Raw genomic sequence first — 14,672 nt, forward strand, 5'->3', positions numbered from 1 at the left:
TGTTTCGCTTTGAGTTGAGGTATCCCCTCAACCCGGCTTCGACCTGTTTGCGCGGCTGAACTGTCTTGCTGTTCTTTCTGATCCGACTCTTGTTGGCTGATTCTGGGGGTTGTGGTGGGTAATCCGTTGGTGGCGGAGCGTGAGGATTCGACGCAGTCGTTCAGCGGTATTCAGATCGCGGAGTCGGTCGACGACACGAAGAAGGCGATCGAGTCGGGTGATTGGGCTGCGGGCGTCATGGGCGCGGTGGGGACGGGTCTGGACGCGCTGAGCATGGCGTTGGATCCGTTCGGTGCGATCTTTGCGGCCGGTGTCGGTTGGTTGATGGAGCACGTCGGCCCGGTGTCGGACGCGTTGGATTCGTTGACCGGTGATCCGGATGAGATCAAGTCTCACTCGGAGACGTGGAAGAACATCTCGGCTGAGCTGGAAGCGGTCAATACCGAGATGAAGGACCTGGTCAAGGCGGATGTCGCCAACTGGATGGGTGAGGCCGCGGACGCGTACCGGGCGCGCAGCGAGGACACGGCGAATCTGATCGCGGCGGCCAAGTCGGCGGCTGACGGGGCCGCCGATGGGATCGGCACGGCCGGTGAGGTCGTGGCCGCGGTGCGGACGTTGGTCCGCGACATCATCGCCGAGCTGGTCGGTCATCTGGTCAGCTGGGCGTTGCAGGTCATCTGCACGCTGGGCATTGCGATGGCGTGGGTGGTCCCGCAGGTCGTTGCCGAGGTCGCGAAGGTCGCCTCCAAGATCGCCGACATCACCACCAAGCTGGTGAAGGCGATGAAGGCTCTCACCCCGCTGCTGAAGAAGCTTTCCAAGGGCTTCGGCGACGCGGGCAAGCAGCTGAACAAGATCAAGGCCGACGGCAGCAAGAACAACGGTCCAAAGGGAGCGGGCGCTCCAGGGAAGAACGAGGGGCCGGCGTCCACCAAGGCCCAGAACGCGGAGACTCCGTCTGGCGAGAAAGGACCGCCGCCGAGTAGCAATGCTGCCCAGTCGACGGATCGGTCTCCCGATTCCAGCGGCCCCGGCTCGGGGCCGGGTTCCAATTCGCGGTCGAGCGATTCGCCTGCGAGCACGAGGTCGGCTAACGCCGACCGATCCTTGCGCGAGCAGGGCCCGAACCCGCGCTCCCAGGACAAGCTGAATACCTGCAAGGACCCGATCGACGTCGCCACCGGCCAGATGGTGCTCACCCAGACCGACGCCGAGTTCCTCGGCGTACTCCCGCTGGTCATCGAGCGGAGTCATTTCTCGGCGTTCCGCACCGGACGCTGGTTCGGTCCGAGCTGGATGTCCGTATTGGACCAGCGGCTCGAAGTCGACGAAGCCGGAGTGAGTTTCGCCGCGGCCGATGGCACCCTGCACCACTATCCGACGCCGGCCCTGGGGGCGTGGGTGGGCAACGGCAGGGAACCGCGACAGCTCGGCCGAACCGAGGACGGCGCTTACCTGCTCGTGGACCCGGAACAGGAGCGGACTCTGCACTTCACCCGCGATCGGCTGGAACTGACTTCGATCACCGATCGCGAGGGTCACCAGATCGAGATCGTCCGGGACGAATCCGGGATCCCGCTGGAAATCAGGCACAGTGCTGGTTACAGGGTGCGCGTCGAGACGACTGATGGCCTGATCACGGCTCTCTACTCGACCGCCGATGACGGCGAAGTGGAGTTGATGCGTTACGGCTACGACGGCACGCGGCTCACCGAGGTGATCAACGACTCCGGTAGGCCACTGCGTTTCGAGTACGACGCGGCTGACCGGATCGTCTCGTGGAACGACCGCAACGGCGAGTGGTACCGCTACATCTACGACGCTGAGGGGAGGTGCGTCCGAACCGAGGGCTCCGGCGGTTTCCTGAGCGGAACCATGGAGTACGACGTCGAGAACCGGATCACCTACTCCACCGATTCCCTGGGTCACCGCAGCGAGTACCACATGAACCAAGCGGGCCAGGTGATCAAGGAGGTCGACCCGCTGGGCAACGTCACGGCAGCCGAGTACGACGCAGCGGACCGGCTGTTGAGCTCCACCGATGCTCTCGGGCGCACAACCCGCAGCGACTACGGCGCCGACGGGAACCTCGTCGCGACCACCAATCCGGATGGCACCCAGCGCCGATGGGAGTACGACGAGCGCGATCGATTGATCACGGCTATCGCTGCGGACGGCACCTCGACGAGCTTCACCTATGACGAGAACGGCCGACTCAGCACGGTGACCGACGCGGTCGGCATGACCATCCGCCACGCCTACGACGAACACGGCAACCTCGCCGAGCTGACCGATCCTGTCGGCAACACCACGCGGTTCGAGTGGAACGCAGCCGGACTGATCCTCGCGATCACGTCGTCGACCGGCGCGATCACCAGGTACGAGCGGGACCGCTTCGGTCGAGTGGTCGCGGAAGTCGGTCCCACGGGCGAGATACTGCGGAGCGGGTGGACCGTGGGCGGGAAGCTGAGCTGGCAGCAGCAGCCGGACGGCAGCGTTGTGCGGTTCACCTACGACGGCGAAGGCAACCTGCGGGAAGGCGTCGACGAGCTAGGCAACACGAGCAGGTCCGAACTGACCCATTTCGACCTGGTGGCGGCCGAGATCCGCCCGGACGGCACCCGGCTGCAGTTCGGTTACGACACCGAGCTGCGCCTGACCAGCGTCACCAACGAGCAGGGCCTCGTGTGGCGCTACGAGTACGATGCAGGTGGCAACCTCGTTCGGGAGACCGACTTCAATGGTCGTCCCATCACCTACCGGTACGACGCGGGGGGCAACCTGACCGCGCGTACCGATGCCGCAGGACAGACCACCTCGTTCTTGCGCAACATCTTCGACGACGTCATCGAGCGGCACACCCCGGACGGGGTATCGACGTTCAGCTACGACACCGTCGGCCGGCTCGTGGCGGCGACCAACAACCACACCGAGGTGCAACTGGAGCGCGACGCCGTCGGCCGCGTGGTCGCGGAAACGGTGAACGGTCGCACCGTCTCCTCGGCCTACGACGCGCTTGGGCGGTGCACCCGGCGCACCACGCCGTCGGGTGCGGAAAGCATGTGGGAGTACAACGCCTTCGATCGACCCGTCGCGCTGCACGCCGCAGGGCGCACGCTTCGGTTCGAGTACGACAGCGCCGGGCGTGAGACCTCCCGGTCGCTGGGCTCCGGCGCGATGCTCACCCAGGCGTGGGGTACCGGCGACGAACTGCTCGCCCAACACATCACCGGCGTCGCCGGTAGGCAGGAGCGCTCCTACAGCTACCGGCCCGACGGGCTGCTCACCGGAATCAACGATTCGCGGAGCGGGGCGACGGCGTTCGACCTCGACCGCCTCGGACGGGTCACCGCAGTCCGTGCAGCGGGCTGGACCGAGCGGTACGCCTACGATGCGGCGGGCAACATCGCCGAAGCCGGCTGGCCGGTGTCCGGCGACTCGCCGCAGGCCGAATCCGTTGGTTCCCGCGAGCACACCGGCATGCTCGTGCGCCGCGCCGGTTCCGTGCGCTACGAGTACGACGCCCAGGGACGGATGGTGGCGCGGCATCAGCGGCGGCTTTCCCGAGAACCCGCCACCTGGCGTTACTTCTGGGACGCCGACGACCGGCTGAATGAGGTTCACACGCCCGATGGCTTCCGCTGGTGCTACCGCTACGACCCCTTCGGCCGTCGGGTTTCCAAGCGGTGCCTCGGGCTTGACGGCCAGCTGGTCGAGCAGATCGAGTTCAGCTGGGACGGATATGTCCTCGTCGAACAAGCACACACCTGGCCTGACCGCGCCGGAGACATTCGCATCACCGTCTGGGACTACGAACCAGGCACGGTCCGACCGGTGTCCCAGCGGGAGCGCGCACCCCTGCGGCATGTTCCGCAGCAGTGGATCGACGAGCGCTTTTACTCCATCGTCACCGACATCGCCGGTTCTCCCACCGAACTCGTCGACGACCAGGGCAGCATCGCGTGGTTCCACCGCACCACCCTCTGGGGCAACACGCTGGAGCAGGGCCGGACCGGTGCATACACGCCGCTGCGGTTCCCCGGCCAGTACGCCGATCCCGAAACCGGGCTCCACTACAACGTCCACCGGTACTACGATCCCACCAACGGCAACTACGCCAGTGCGGACCCGTTAGGTCTTTCCGCCGGGCCCAATCCGTACAGGTACGTGGCGAATCCGCATCTCTGGACCGACCCGCTCGGTCTGACTCCGTGCTACGTGTATCGGGCCGTGAACACGAGGGACAGGATGCGGCTGAGGATGGGTATGGGTTTGAAACCCAAGGCGGAGAGAATCCGAGACAGGAACCGCAGTGCGGATAGCCACGTGCTTCATGGAAGCCGCGTCAAAACTCGATTCATTTCAACGACCACGAATCTCGACAAAACTCGTCGTTACTACGATCCGAGAAACGGAGTGGTGAAGATCGACCTCAACGAGTATCGGCGGTCCGGTGGCCAGGTCCTCGACCTCTCCACCCGCGAAGGTCGGGAACAGCACCTTCGTAGCGCCACGGCCAGAGGTTACGCCCAGGGATCGAGTGAGGTCTTGCTCGACGGCGAAGTTCCCGCTTCTGCGATCGTCGCCCACAGACGTGGAAGACTTCGTGAGTGAGAGTGTTGGGAGGTCGACGATGACCGGTACGGAAGAGCGTGCAGTAGAAGCGTGGCTGGATTTCGCCACGTCGCTTCGCCTGAACGAAGGGTTCTACGACGAAAAGTACGGGGTTCTACTCGGGGCTCTCGCAGATCTCGCTGAGGAGTGGGCGGAGTTGGACCAGCTCCCCCGCAGTGTGGTCAACGTCCTCGTCGACATCTTCCCTGCGACGGAATCGACCGCGAGCTTCTACAAGCGGAAAACCAGGCAGAAGATCACTGAGGCGGCGTTCGAGTTGCACGAGGTCGTTCAGCGCTGTGTTGCCGTTCGTGAGGGAACCTGACCGGGAGAGCGACAGCGACCTCGGACTCGTCGCCACTGCCGGACAGAGCTCCATGCGTCAGTTCCAGCGAAGGTTGGACAGGGCACCCACCTCAGGCCTCGGCGGCCAGCTTCGCGCCGAGGCCGAGCAGGACGGTGGCGGTGAGGCGGTCCATCCAGCGGCGGACGCGTTCCCGCTGGAAGAAGGCCCTGGCTCGTCCTGCCGTCCAGACCAGGGCAGGGAGCCAGACGAGGCCTGCCGCGAGGTGGATGGCGACGAGCAGGGCGCCCCAGGCCGACGCGTCCGGGCCGGTGGGCAGGAACTGCGGCAGCAGGCTCATGTAGAAGACGCCGACCTTCGGGTTGAGTAGATTCGTCATCAACCCGGCTCGGAACGCGGAACGCCCGGCTGGTGCGTCTTTGGTTGGCGTCTCAGCTTTCCTGTTGCGGGGCAACGTCTTCCACAGCGCCGAGGCGCCGAGCCAGATCAGGTAGGCGGCGCCGAGGACGCGCACCGCAGTGTAGGCCAGCTCTGATGCCGTGAGCAACGCCGTCAGGCCGACGATGCCGGCCGCTCCCCACACGAGGCACCCGGTGGTGATGCCCAGGACGGCGGTGAACCCCGCTCGGCGTCCACCGAGCAGCGCATGTCGCAGGACCAGCATCGTGTCCAGCCCCGGTGTCATCACACCGAGGACCGCGACGATCGTGAACCCCCACAGCGCTGCGCTCGTCATGCCCTCTCCCATGCTCTCGCGACCATCCGCGCCAATAGTGCACACCGCACGGTCCGGCCGGTCGGCTGGGGGAGTGCAGGAGGCGCCGCCGAGCGATGCCGGAACGACTCCTCGGATATGCTTGGGGACGTTCGGCGGTGGGGCCCGCCGTCCTGCCCGCCCGGCGGGCAGGAGAACCGCAGACCGGCTGCCAACGGTCCCTACCAGTGACGATCCCTGGTAGGAGTGCGCATGTCGTCGGAGCACCCGGTTCCGCCCGTGGATGCCGATGGTGACATCGGTGTGCCCGAGCAGCGCCGTGAGCTGCGCGAACATCCCGCAGTCGTGCTCGTCGCGATCGCCTGCGGTGGCGCGCTGGGCGCCTTGGCCCGCAACGGGCTGAACTCGCTCTTCCCGCACGAGCCCGGCGGCATGCCGTGGGCGACCCTCGGCGTCAACGCGAGCGGGTGCCTGCTGATGGGCGTGCTGATGGTGCTGATCAGCGACGTCTGGCCCGGTCAACGCCTGCTGCGGCCCTTCCTCGGGGTGGGCGTGCTGGGCGGGTACACGACCTTCTCCACCTACGTCGTGGACGTCCAGCAGGCGGTCGCGGCCGGGAAACCGCAGGTCGCGCTGATCTACCTGGGGTCGACGGTGCTGGTGGCGATGCTCGCCGTGTTCGCGGGATCGGTCTTGATGACAGCGCTGCTGAAGGCGCGGGGGAGGCGGTCGTGAAGTCGCGAGGGCAGGAGCTGCGCCTGACGATCTTCGTCGGCGAGTTCGACAAGTGGCACCACAAGCCGCTCTACACCGAGATCGTGCACCGGGCCCACGTGGCCGGCCTGGCCGGTGCCACGGTGCTGCGCGGTCACGAGGGCTTCGGCGCGTCTCAACACATCCACACCAACCGGATCCTGTCGCTGTCGGAGGACCTGCCGATGGTGATCATCATCGTCGACCAGGAGGAGCGGATCCGGGCCTTCCTGCCTCAACTGGACGAGATCGTCGCCGAGGGAGTGGTTACCGTCGACGAGGTCGAGGTGATCCGCTACAGCGGGCGCGAGGAGGGGGCCCGATGACGCTGCTGTGGGTCGTCCTCGGAGCCGCGGTCGGCGCGCCGATGCGCTACCTGGTCGACCGTGCGGTGCAATCCCGGCACGACTCGGTGTTCCCGTGGGGCACGCTCACCGTCAACGCGTCCGGCTCGCTGCTGCTGGGGTTCCTGGCGGCGGCGCCGGTCAGTGCGGCCGTCTTCGCCGCGGCGGGCACGGGTTTCTGCGGTGCGCTCACCACGTACTCGACGTTCAGCTACGAAACCCTGCGGCTCGCGCAGGACCGCTCGCATCTGCTGGCCGGGCTCAACGTCCTCGGCAGCGTCGTGGCGGGCCTGTGCGCGGCGTACTGCGGTCTGCTCCTCGCCCAGGCGGTGTGAAACTCCAGGCCGCGTCGAGAACGGCGAACCGGCCGTTCGGCCGGATCGCGAATCTCCCCGGTCAGGCGCCGAGTTCCGCGCTGATCTCGTCTGCGATGCGGACGAGGACGGGGACGAGGTCGCGTTCGACGCGCTCGGGGCTCATGCGGCCCGTGGAGGTGGACGACGACAGCGCGGCGATCACCTGACCCGCGTGGTTGCGGATCGGAGCGGACGCGGCGATCAAACCGATCTCGCGTTCCTCGGAGACCAGCGACCAGCCGCGTTCGCGCACCCTCGCCAGCGTGTTGCGGAACTGGTCCGGGTTGGTGACGGTGTGCCGGGTCAGCGGCCGGAGGCCGTGATCGCCCAGGTACTGCTCGACGAACTCGGCCGGTTGCGCCGCCAGCAGCACGCGTCCCATCGACGTCGCGTGCGCTGACACCCGGGTTCCGGCGGTGGCGTTGATGTTGAGCACGCGCTTGGCGGGGACGCGGGCCAGGTACACGACGTCGCTGCCGTCCATCGCGGACAGCGAAGCGGATTCCTGCGTTTCCTCCACCAAGCGGCTCATGTGCGGCTCGGACACCGCCACGACCGCGCTCGACCCGGTGAAGTGCTGGCCGATGGTCAGCACTCGCGGCGTGAGCTCCCAATGGCTCCCGCCGGTCGGTCGGACGTAACCGAGGTGCTGCAGCGTCAACAGGATTCGACGTACGGCGGGCCGGGACAGCTGGGTCGCGTTCGCGATCTCGATCAGGCTCGGGTTCCGCCGCTCGGCGTCGAAGACCAGCAGTACTGCGAATCCGCGCTCGATGCTCTGGATGCGGTCCTGGGCTCCGATCTCCACGTCGTTCACCTGCGCATCGTCCCACAACGCCGGTCCCCAACCGCGGTTCGCCCGAGGGGAGGAACCGGACCGCTGTTGACGGTCGGGGTGCGCTGTGCCACTCTCTCTGCACGCTTTACGTACAAGTTGCACGCATAGCGTGCATTCGTGGAGGTGGGGTCAATGGCGATCGACCCGAGGGAACTGCGCCAGTGCCTCGGGCACTTCACGACCGGGGTCACGGTCATCACCTGCAACGGTGAGGACGGAGAACCGCACGGCGCGACCGTGAACGCCTTCACCGCGGTCTCGCTGGACCCGCCGCTGGTCCTGGTGTCCCTGGATCGACGTTCCCGCCTGTGCGGGCTGATCGACTCGCGGCCGTTCACCGTCAACGTGCTGGAGTCGCACCAGAAGGACCTCGCGCTGCACTTCGCGGGCAAGCCGAGCCAGCAGGTGCGGTGGGGACCGGACAGCGCCTGCGGCACGCCGCGGCTCGACGGCACCCTCGCGCACGTCGCCTGCGTGCCCTGGCGGTCCTACGACGGCGGTGACCACGTCCTGTACCTGGGCGAAGTGCAGGAATTCCTCATCCACGGCGGGCAACCCCTGCTGTTCCACACCGGGAAGTTCCACCACCTCGGCGACGACCACTCGCCGCTGCTCTGGGACGACTCCGTCGACGGGCCGGGCGGCGTCACCTTCGTCGCCGGGTCGATCACCGGCTCCAGCTGAGGCGAGCCACCCACCCGGAAGCCCTCTTTCACGTTCAGCTCACGACAGGCGAGGAGGCAGCAATGACGCTGCAGCAGGATGCCGCGAACACGTCCGCCGCGACGAACGGTCGCGTCAACAAGCCCCTGACCGGCGACGAGTACATCGAGAGCCTCAAGGACGGCCGCGAGTCCACCTGTACGGCGAGAAGGTCAAGGACGTCACCACGCACCCGGCGTTCCGCAACGCGGTGCGGATGACGGCCCGTCTCTACGACGGCTTGCACGACCCGGCCAAGCAGGACGTGCTGACCGTGCCCACCGACACCGGCAACGGCGGCTTCACCCACCCGTTCTTCCGCGCCCCGCACTCGGCCGAGGACATGAAGAAGGACCAGGCGGCCATCGCCGAATGGGCCCGCATGACCTACGGCTTCATGGGCCGTTCCCCCGACTACAAGGCGAGCTTCCTCGGCACCCTCGGCGCGAACCCCGACTTCTGGGACCCCTACGCCGACAACGCCCGGCGCTGGTACACCGAATCCCAGGAGAAGGTCCTCTACTGGAACCACGCCATCGTGAACCCGCCGGTCGACCGCCACCGCGGCCCGGACGAGGTATCGGACGTGTTCATGCACGTCGAGGAGGAGAACGACAAGGGCCTCGTGGTGTCCGGGGCGAAGGTCGTCGCCACCGGCTCGGCCATCACCCACTTCAACTTCCTGGCCCACTACGGCCTGCCGATCAAGAAGCGCGAGTACTCGCTGGTCTGCACCGTGCCGATGGGCGCTCCCGGCATGAAGCTGATCTGCCGGCCGTCCTACTCGGCGCAGGCCGGGATCACGGGCAGCCCGTTCGACTACCCGCTGTCCAGCCGCCTGGACGAGAACGACACGATCTTCGTCCTCGACAAGACCCTGATCCCCTGGGAGAACGTCTTCGTCTACGGCGACCCGGAGAAGGCGTCGAGCTTCGTTCCCGCATCGGGTTTCCTGCACCGCTTCACCTTCCAGGGCGTGACCCGCCTCTCGGTGAAGCTGGACTTCCTCGCGGGCCTGCTGATGAAGGGCCTCGAAGCCACCGGTACCAAGGACTTCCGCGGCGTGCAGACGCGCGTCGGCGAGGTGCTCGCGTGGCGCAACCTGTTCTGGGGCCTCTCGGACGCGATGGCGGCCAACCCCGAGGAATGGCTGGGCGGCACCGTCCTGCCCAAGCACGAGTACGGCATGGCCTACCGCTGGTTCATGACCGTCGGCTACCCGCGGGTCCGCGAGATCATCATGCAGGACCTCGGATCGTCGCTGATCTACCTGCCCAGCCACGCCACGGACTTCATGGACCCGAGCGTGCGGCCCTACCTGGACAAGTACGTGCGCGGCTCGAACGACTACTCGGCCGTGGACCGCGTGAAGCTGATGAAGCTGATCTGGGACTCGATCGGCTCCGAGTTCGGTTCCCGCCACGAGCTCTACGAGCGCAACTACGCGGGCAACCACGAAGGCGTCCGAGCTGAGATGGTCGCCGACGCCGACATGTCGGGCACCAGCGACTACTTGAAGGACTTCGCCCAGCAGTGCATGTCCGAGTACGACCTGGAGGGCTGGCAGGTCCCCGACCTGATCAACCCCGACGACGTGTCCATCATCGGCAAGCGCTGACGCGCTGGTCGTCCTGAGGAGCGCATCATGACCGCCACGCACGACTCACCGACCGCCGCGGGCTCGGGCGACTCGGCCACCAAGGCCTTCCGCGCCAGCCGGTCCGCCGCTTCCACCGGCCCCGCCGTCTCCCAGGAGAGGGTCTCGGAGGTCGTGACCGAACTCCTGGCCGGGATCCACGCCACGATCAGGTCGAAGAAGGTCAGCTACGACGAGTTCCAGGCCGCCAAGCGGTACCTGATCGACGTGGGGGAGGGCGGCGAATGGCCGCTGATCCTCGACGTCTTCGTCGAGCACGTCGTCGAGGACGTCGCCGCCGAGACCCAGGAGGGCACCAAGGGGTCGATCCTCGGCCCGTACCACCTGCCGGACCAGGTCCGCCTGGACACGCCCGCGACGCTGCCCCGCCGGCCCGACGAGAAGGGCACCGAGCTGCTGTTCGCCGGGCAGGTGCGGGACACCGACGGCACTCCGGTGTCCGGCGCGGAGCTCGACATCTGGCACGCGGACGACGAGGGCTACTACTCCGGGTTCGCCCCGCACCTGCCCGACGGCAACCTGCGCGGTGTCGTCGCCGCCGACGACCAGGGCAGGTTCGAGATCCGCACGATCGAACCCTCCGCGTACCAGATCCCGACCGACGGGCCGACCGGTGCGCTGGTCGAGGCCGCGGGCTGGCACCCGTGGCGTCCGGCGCACCTGCACCTGATGGTGCGCGCACCGGGGTTCCGGACGATCACCACGCAGCTCTACTTCCGCGGTGGGGAGTGGCTCGACAGCGATGTCGCGTCCGCGACCAAGCCGGATCTGATCCTCGACCCCGTGGACAGCGGGGACGGGAAGCACGCGGTGACCTACGACTTCACGCTCGAACCCGCGCGAGACCGGCGCCGAGCCGGGTGCGAGGGCGCCCGGCTCGGCCTTCCTCCGCGCTGGAAGGAGAGGACCCGATGACGGACCTGCGGATCGACGACGTCGAGACCGTGATCGTCGACGTCCCCATGCGCCGGGCGCACCGCTTCGCCAAGGCGGGCATGAGCACCCAGCCCGTGCTCTACGTCTTCGTCCGGACCGCCGGTGGTGTCACCGGCGTCGGTGAAGGCGCCGTTCCCGGAGGCCCGTGGTGGGGCGGTGAATCCGTCGAGACGATGCAGGTCATCGTCGAGAAGTACCTCGCGCCGGTGCTGCTGGGCCGTCGCGTCGACGACGTTCCGGTGATCCTGCGCGACTGCGCGGACGTCGTCGCGGCGAACCTGTTCGCCAAGAACGCCGTCGAGGTAGCCCTGCACGACGCGTGGGCGCGCCATCTCGGCGTTCCGGTGCACACCCTGCTCGGCGGGGCGGTGCGCACCAGCGTCGAGGTGACCTGGGCGCTGGGCACCGAGACCGCCGATGTCGTCGCCGATGAAGCGCTGGCGAAGCTGGACTCCGGGTTGCACACGTCGTTCAAGCTGAAGATGGGGGCGCTGGATCCGGTCGACGACGTCGCCAGGGTCGTCAGCGTCGCCGAGAAGCTCGCCAGCACCGCCGGGGTGCGGGTCGACATCAACGCCCGCTGGGACCGGCTGACCTCGTTGACCCACCTCCCCGCGCTGGCCGACGCCGGCGTGGAGATGGTCGAGCAGCCGGTGCCGGGGCACGACGTCGACGCGATGGCGGCGATCGCCGCCGCGCTGCCGATCCCGGTGATGGCCGACGAGAGCCTGCGCACGCCCGCCGACGCGCTGCGGCTCGCCCAGACCCGGGCGGCCGGGATCTTCGCGGTCAAGACCACCAAATCCGGCGGTCTGCGCGCGAGCCGGGCGATCGGTGAGATCGCCGCTGCGGCCGGGATCCCCTGCTACGCGGCGACGTCGATCGAGACCCCGATCGGCACGGCGGCCTCGCTGCACGCCGCGTGCGCCAACCCGGCGAGCGCGTGGGGGAGCGAACTGTTCGGCCCGCTGCTGCTGGCCGAGGAGATGCTCGTCGACCCGCTCGTCTACGACGCCGACGGGCTGCACCTGCCCGATGGCCCAGGACTGGGTGTCGAACTGGATCCGGCCAAGGTCCGGGCCTTCCGAAGGAGCTGATCTCGATGCTTTTCCACGTCCACATGGAGGTCGCGATCCCGCACGACCTCGATCCGGATCGCCGCGCGGCGCTCGTCGCCGAGGAGAAGGAACGCGCCCTGGAACTGCAGCGCTCGGGTGTGTGGCCGCACCTCTGGCGGATCGTCGGGAAGTACAGCAACATCAGCGTCTTCGACGTCGATTCGGGCGACACCCTGCACGCCCTGCTGTCGTCGCTGCCGCTGTTCCCGTACATGAAGATCGAGGTCACGCCGCTGGCGATCCACCCGTCGGATCTGAAGGCCCGGTCGTGAGCGCCGCGCTGCGATCCCGGCCGGCGCGGGCGACGCTCTGGCACGGACTCGACGACGTACCGCCCGACCTCGGTCCGACCGTGCTGACGATCGGGGTGTTCGACGGGCTGCACCGCGGCCACCGCAGCCTGATCGGCAGGGCCCGGCGCACTGCGGACGAGCGGGGTCTGCCGCTGGTCATGGTGACCTTCGATCCGCACCCGGCGAGGGTGCTCGGGTTGTCCAAGGACACGGCGACGCTGTCCACGATCGCCCATCGCGCCGAACTCGCCGCGGCTTCGGGGGTCGACGCGGTGTGCGTGCTGCGCTTCACCCGCGAGCTGGCCGGGCTGAGCCCGGACGCCTTCGCCGCGCACTGCCTCGCCGGTCGGCTCGGTGCGAGGGCCGTCGTCGTCGGCGCCAACTTCACCTTCGGAGCCAGGGCGGCCGGCGACGTCGACGCGCTGCGCGAACTCGGTGCCGGGCTGGGCTTCTCCGTCGAAGGCGTGCCGCTGCTGCCCGCGAGCAACGGCGCGTGCTCGTCGACGTACACCCGGAACTGCCTGCGCTCGGGCGATCTGCCCGGGGCGACGCACGCGCTGGGACGTCCGCACCGGGTCGACGGGATCCGCGCGGGCGACCGGATCGTCCTCGCCCCGAACACCGCCCTGCCGCCGACCGGTCGCTACCGCGCGACGCTGAACGGCGGAGCCGCTCTCGTCGACGTGCTCGACGACGCGTTGCGGGTGGCCGACGGCGCTCCCGGCGAGGGCGCTGCCGCGGTCACCTTCCTCGAACGAGCGGAGGGCGGATCGTGAACGACGACGTGCTGCGCAGGGTCGCCCGACTGGAGGCGCTGGAAGCCATCCGCGATCTGGACGCGCGCTACTGCCGCGCCCTCGACGACGGCGACTGGGACGCGCTGGTGTCGCTGTTCGCCGAGGACGGCGAGTTCGTCGGGCTGTCGCGCGCGACCGGCCACGCCGAACTGCGGACCTTCTTCGCGGGCCTCGCCGACGCCGGGCTCACCGCGTTCTGGCATCACGTGACCAACCTCGAGATCACCCTCGACGGCGAGGACACCGCGCGGGCGCGGTCGTTCCTGTGGCAGCCCTGCGTTCAGGACGGCGTCCCGCACATCGCCGCCGGCCGCTACACCGACTCGCTGCGGCGGGTCGACGGCGACTGGCGCTATGTCACCAAGCAGGTGTCCTTCGACTACTTCGTCCCGCTCACCGAGGGCTGGGACCACGGCCGGTTCACCGTCGCGTCCGCTGCCGCGACCTACCCAGGGAGGCCCTTCGCGTGACCACCGAAACCGCGCTGCACCACCGGATCGACGGTCCGGACGCCGCACCCGTCCTGGTGCTCGGCCCGTCGCTGGGGACCGACCTGCACCTGTTCGACGCCCAGGTGGACGCGCTCGCCGACCGCTACCGGATCCTGCGCTTCGACCTGCCGGGGCACGGGAAGAGCCCGGTGCTCGACGGTCCCTTCACGATGGCGGGCATGGCCGAGGCGGTCATCGACCTCGCGGACCGGCTGGGCATCGAGCGCTTCCACTACGCGGGGGTGTCCATCGGGGGCGCCATCGGCCAGCAACTCGCCCTGGACCACCCGGACAGGGTGCTGAGCCTGGCGGCGCTGGCCTCGGCCGCCCGGTTCGCCGATCCGGAGAGCTGGCCGAAGCGCGCCGCCAACGTCCGGGCCGACGGCACCGAGGCGATGGTCGCCAGCCGACCCGGCACCTGGTTCGTCCGGTCCTTCGCCGGGACGGAGGAGGCCCGGCGGCTGCTGGAGATGCTGCGCGCCACCACGGCCGAGGGCTACGCCGGATGCTGCGAGGCGATCTCGACGTTCGACGTCCGCGAGCGGCTGGCCGAGGTGAAGGTGCCCGTGCTCGCCATCGCCGGCGCCGAGGACCCCGCGACCCCGCCCGAGATGGTCCGGCTCATCGCCGAGAACGCCGCCAGCGGCCGGTTCGAGGTCGTCGACGACTCCGCGCACCTGCTCAACGCCGAAAAGCCCGAGCGGGTCAACGAGTTGCTCGCCGCGCACCTCGCGGCCACCGAGTAGGAGCC

The 14,672-nt window shown here is 68.4% G+C and carries 15 protein-coding genes and 1 pseudogene; 13 read left to right on the forward strand and 3 right to left on the reverse strand.

Annotated features, from left to right (window positions below):
- Positions 1-27: 27 nt before the first annotated feature.
- Positions 28-654, reverse strand: a complete 627-nt coding sequence (locus tag FHU35_RS29430; protein WP_186459581.1) for a hypothetical protein — start codon at positions 652-654, stop codon at positions 28-30.
- Positions 655-786: 132 nt separating this feature from the next.
- Between FHU35_RS29430 and FHU35_RS23805 the strand changes: the two genes are divergently transcribed.
- Together FHU35_RS23805 and FHU35_RS23810 are read left to right on the forward strand one after the other, a co-directional pair.
- On the forward strand, positions 787-4,617 hold the full coding sequence (locus FHU35_RS23805) for an RHS repeat-associated core domain-containing protein (RefSeq protein WP_246110551.1): 3,831 nt from the start codon (positions 787-789) through the stop codon (positions 4,615-4,617).
- A 19-nt stretch (positions 4,618-4,636) separates the two neighbouring features.
- Complete coding sequence (locus FHU35_RS23810) at positions 4,637-4,942, forward strand: hypothetical protein (RefSeq protein ID WP_145743479.1); 306 nt, start codon at positions 4,637-4,639, stop codon at positions 4,940-4,942.
- 91 nt (positions 4,943-5,033) lie between these two features.
- Here FHU35_RS23810 and FHU35_RS23815 read toward each other — a convergent pair whose 3' ends face one another.
- Complete coding sequence (locus tag FHU35_RS23815; protein WP_145743481.1) at positions 5,034-5,657, reverse strand: LysE family translocator; 624 nt, start codon at positions 5,655-5,657, stop codon at positions 5,034-5,036.
- 231 nt (positions 5,658-5,888) lie between these two features.
- On the opposite strand from FHU35_RS23815, the gene FHU35_RS23820 reads away from it, so the two are divergent.
- The 3 genes from FHU35_RS23820 to crcB are packed head-to-tail and all read left to right on the forward strand — an operon-like array spanning position 5,889 to position 7,068.
- Positions 5,889-6,371: a fluoride efflux transporter FluC gene (locus FHU35_RS23820; RefSeq protein WP_145743484.1), complete on the forward strand. Its 483-nt coding sequence runs from the start codon at positions 5,889-5,891 to the stop codon at positions 6,369-6,371.
- Positions 6,368-6,715, forward strand: a complete 348-nt coding sequence (locus FHU35_RS23825; RefSeq protein ID WP_145743486.1) for a DUF190 domain-containing protein — start codon at positions 6,368-6,370, stop codon at positions 6,713-6,715. The genes FHU35_RS23820 and FHU35_RS23825 overlap by 4 nt, the downstream gene beginning before the upstream one ends.
- Complete coding sequence (gene crcB, locus FHU35_RS23830) at positions 6,712-7,068, forward strand: fluoride efflux transporter CrcB (protein WP_145743488.1); 357 nt, start codon at positions 6,712-6,714, stop codon at positions 7,066-7,068. Before FHU35_RS23825 ends, crcB begins: the two co-directional genes overlap by 4 nt.
- 61 nt (positions 7,069-7,129) lie before the next feature.
- Here crcB and FHU35_RS23835 read toward each other — a convergent pair whose 3' ends face one another.
- A complete protein-coding gene (locus tag FHU35_RS23835) occupies positions 7,130-7,906 on the reverse strand; it encodes an IclR family transcriptional regulator domain-containing protein (RefSeq protein WP_222429480.1) in 777 nt (258 codons plus the stop codon).
- A 153-nt stretch (positions 7,907-8,059) separates the two neighbouring features.
- Between FHU35_RS23835 and FHU35_RS23840 the strand changes: the two genes are divergently transcribed.
- The 8 genes and pseudogenes from FHU35_RS23840 (at position 8,060) to pcaD (ending at position 14,667) form a co-directional block, all read left to right on the forward strand.
- Complete coding sequence (locus FHU35_RS23840) at positions 8,060-8,611, forward strand: flavin reductase family protein (protein ID WP_145743490.1); 552 nt, start codon at positions 8,060-8,062, stop codon at positions 8,609-8,611.
- A 62-nt stretch (positions 8,612-8,673) separates the two neighbouring features.
- A pseudogene (locus FHU35_RS23845) lies at positions 8,674-10,247 on the forward strand (4-hydroxyphenylacetate 3-hydroxylase family protein).
- A 27-nt stretch (positions 10,248-10,274) separates the two neighbouring features.
- Entirely contained in the window at positions 10,275-11,201 is a 927-nt protein-coding gene (gene catA, locus FHU35_RS23850; RefSeq protein ID WP_145743492.1) for a catechol 1,2-dioxygenase, read from the forward strand.
- Positions 11,198-12,319 carry a muconate/chloromuconate family cycloisomerase gene (locus FHU35_RS23855; RefSeq protein WP_145743493.1) on the forward strand — a complete coding sequence of 374 codons (1,122 nt, stop codon included), beginning with the start codon at positions 11,198-11,200 and terminating at the stop codon, positions 12,317-12,319. Before catA ends, FHU35_RS23855 begins: the two co-directional genes overlap by 4 nt.
- A 5-nt stretch (positions 12,320-12,324) precedes the next feature.
- The gene (catC, locus tag FHU35_RS23860; protein ID WP_145743495.1) at positions 12,325-12,612 is read left to right on the forward strand and encodes a muconolactone Delta-isomerase; all 288 of its coding nucleotides are present in this window, start codon (positions 12,325-12,327) and stop codon (positions 12,610-12,612) included.
- On the forward strand, positions 12,609-13,409 hold the full coding sequence (locus tag FHU35_RS23865) for an adenylyltransferase/cytidyltransferase family protein (RefSeq protein WP_246110532.1): 801 nt from the start codon (positions 12,609-12,611) through the stop codon (positions 13,407-13,409). Before catC ends, FHU35_RS23865 begins: the two co-directional genes overlap by 4 nt.
- On the forward strand, positions 13,406-13,900 hold the full coding sequence (locus tag FHU35_RS23870) for a nuclear transport factor 2 family protein (RefSeq protein WP_222429481.1): 495 nt from the start codon (positions 13,406-13,408) through the stop codon (positions 13,898-13,900). Before FHU35_RS23865 ends, FHU35_RS23870 begins: the two co-directional genes overlap by 4 nt.
- On the forward strand, positions 13,897-14,667 hold the full coding sequence (gene pcaD, locus FHU35_RS23875) for a 3-oxoadipate enol-lactonase (protein WP_145743497.1): 771 nt from the start codon (positions 13,897-13,899) through the stop codon (positions 14,665-14,667). The genes FHU35_RS23870 and pcaD overlap by 4 nt, the downstream gene beginning before the upstream one ends.
- Positions 14,668-14,672: the final 5 nt, after the last annotated feature.

Source organism: Saccharopolyspora dendranthemae, assembly GCF_007829955.1.
Classification (GTDB): Bacteria; Actinomycetota; Actinomycetes; order Mycobacteriales; family Pseudonocardiaceae; genus Saccharopolyspora; species Saccharopolyspora dendranthemae.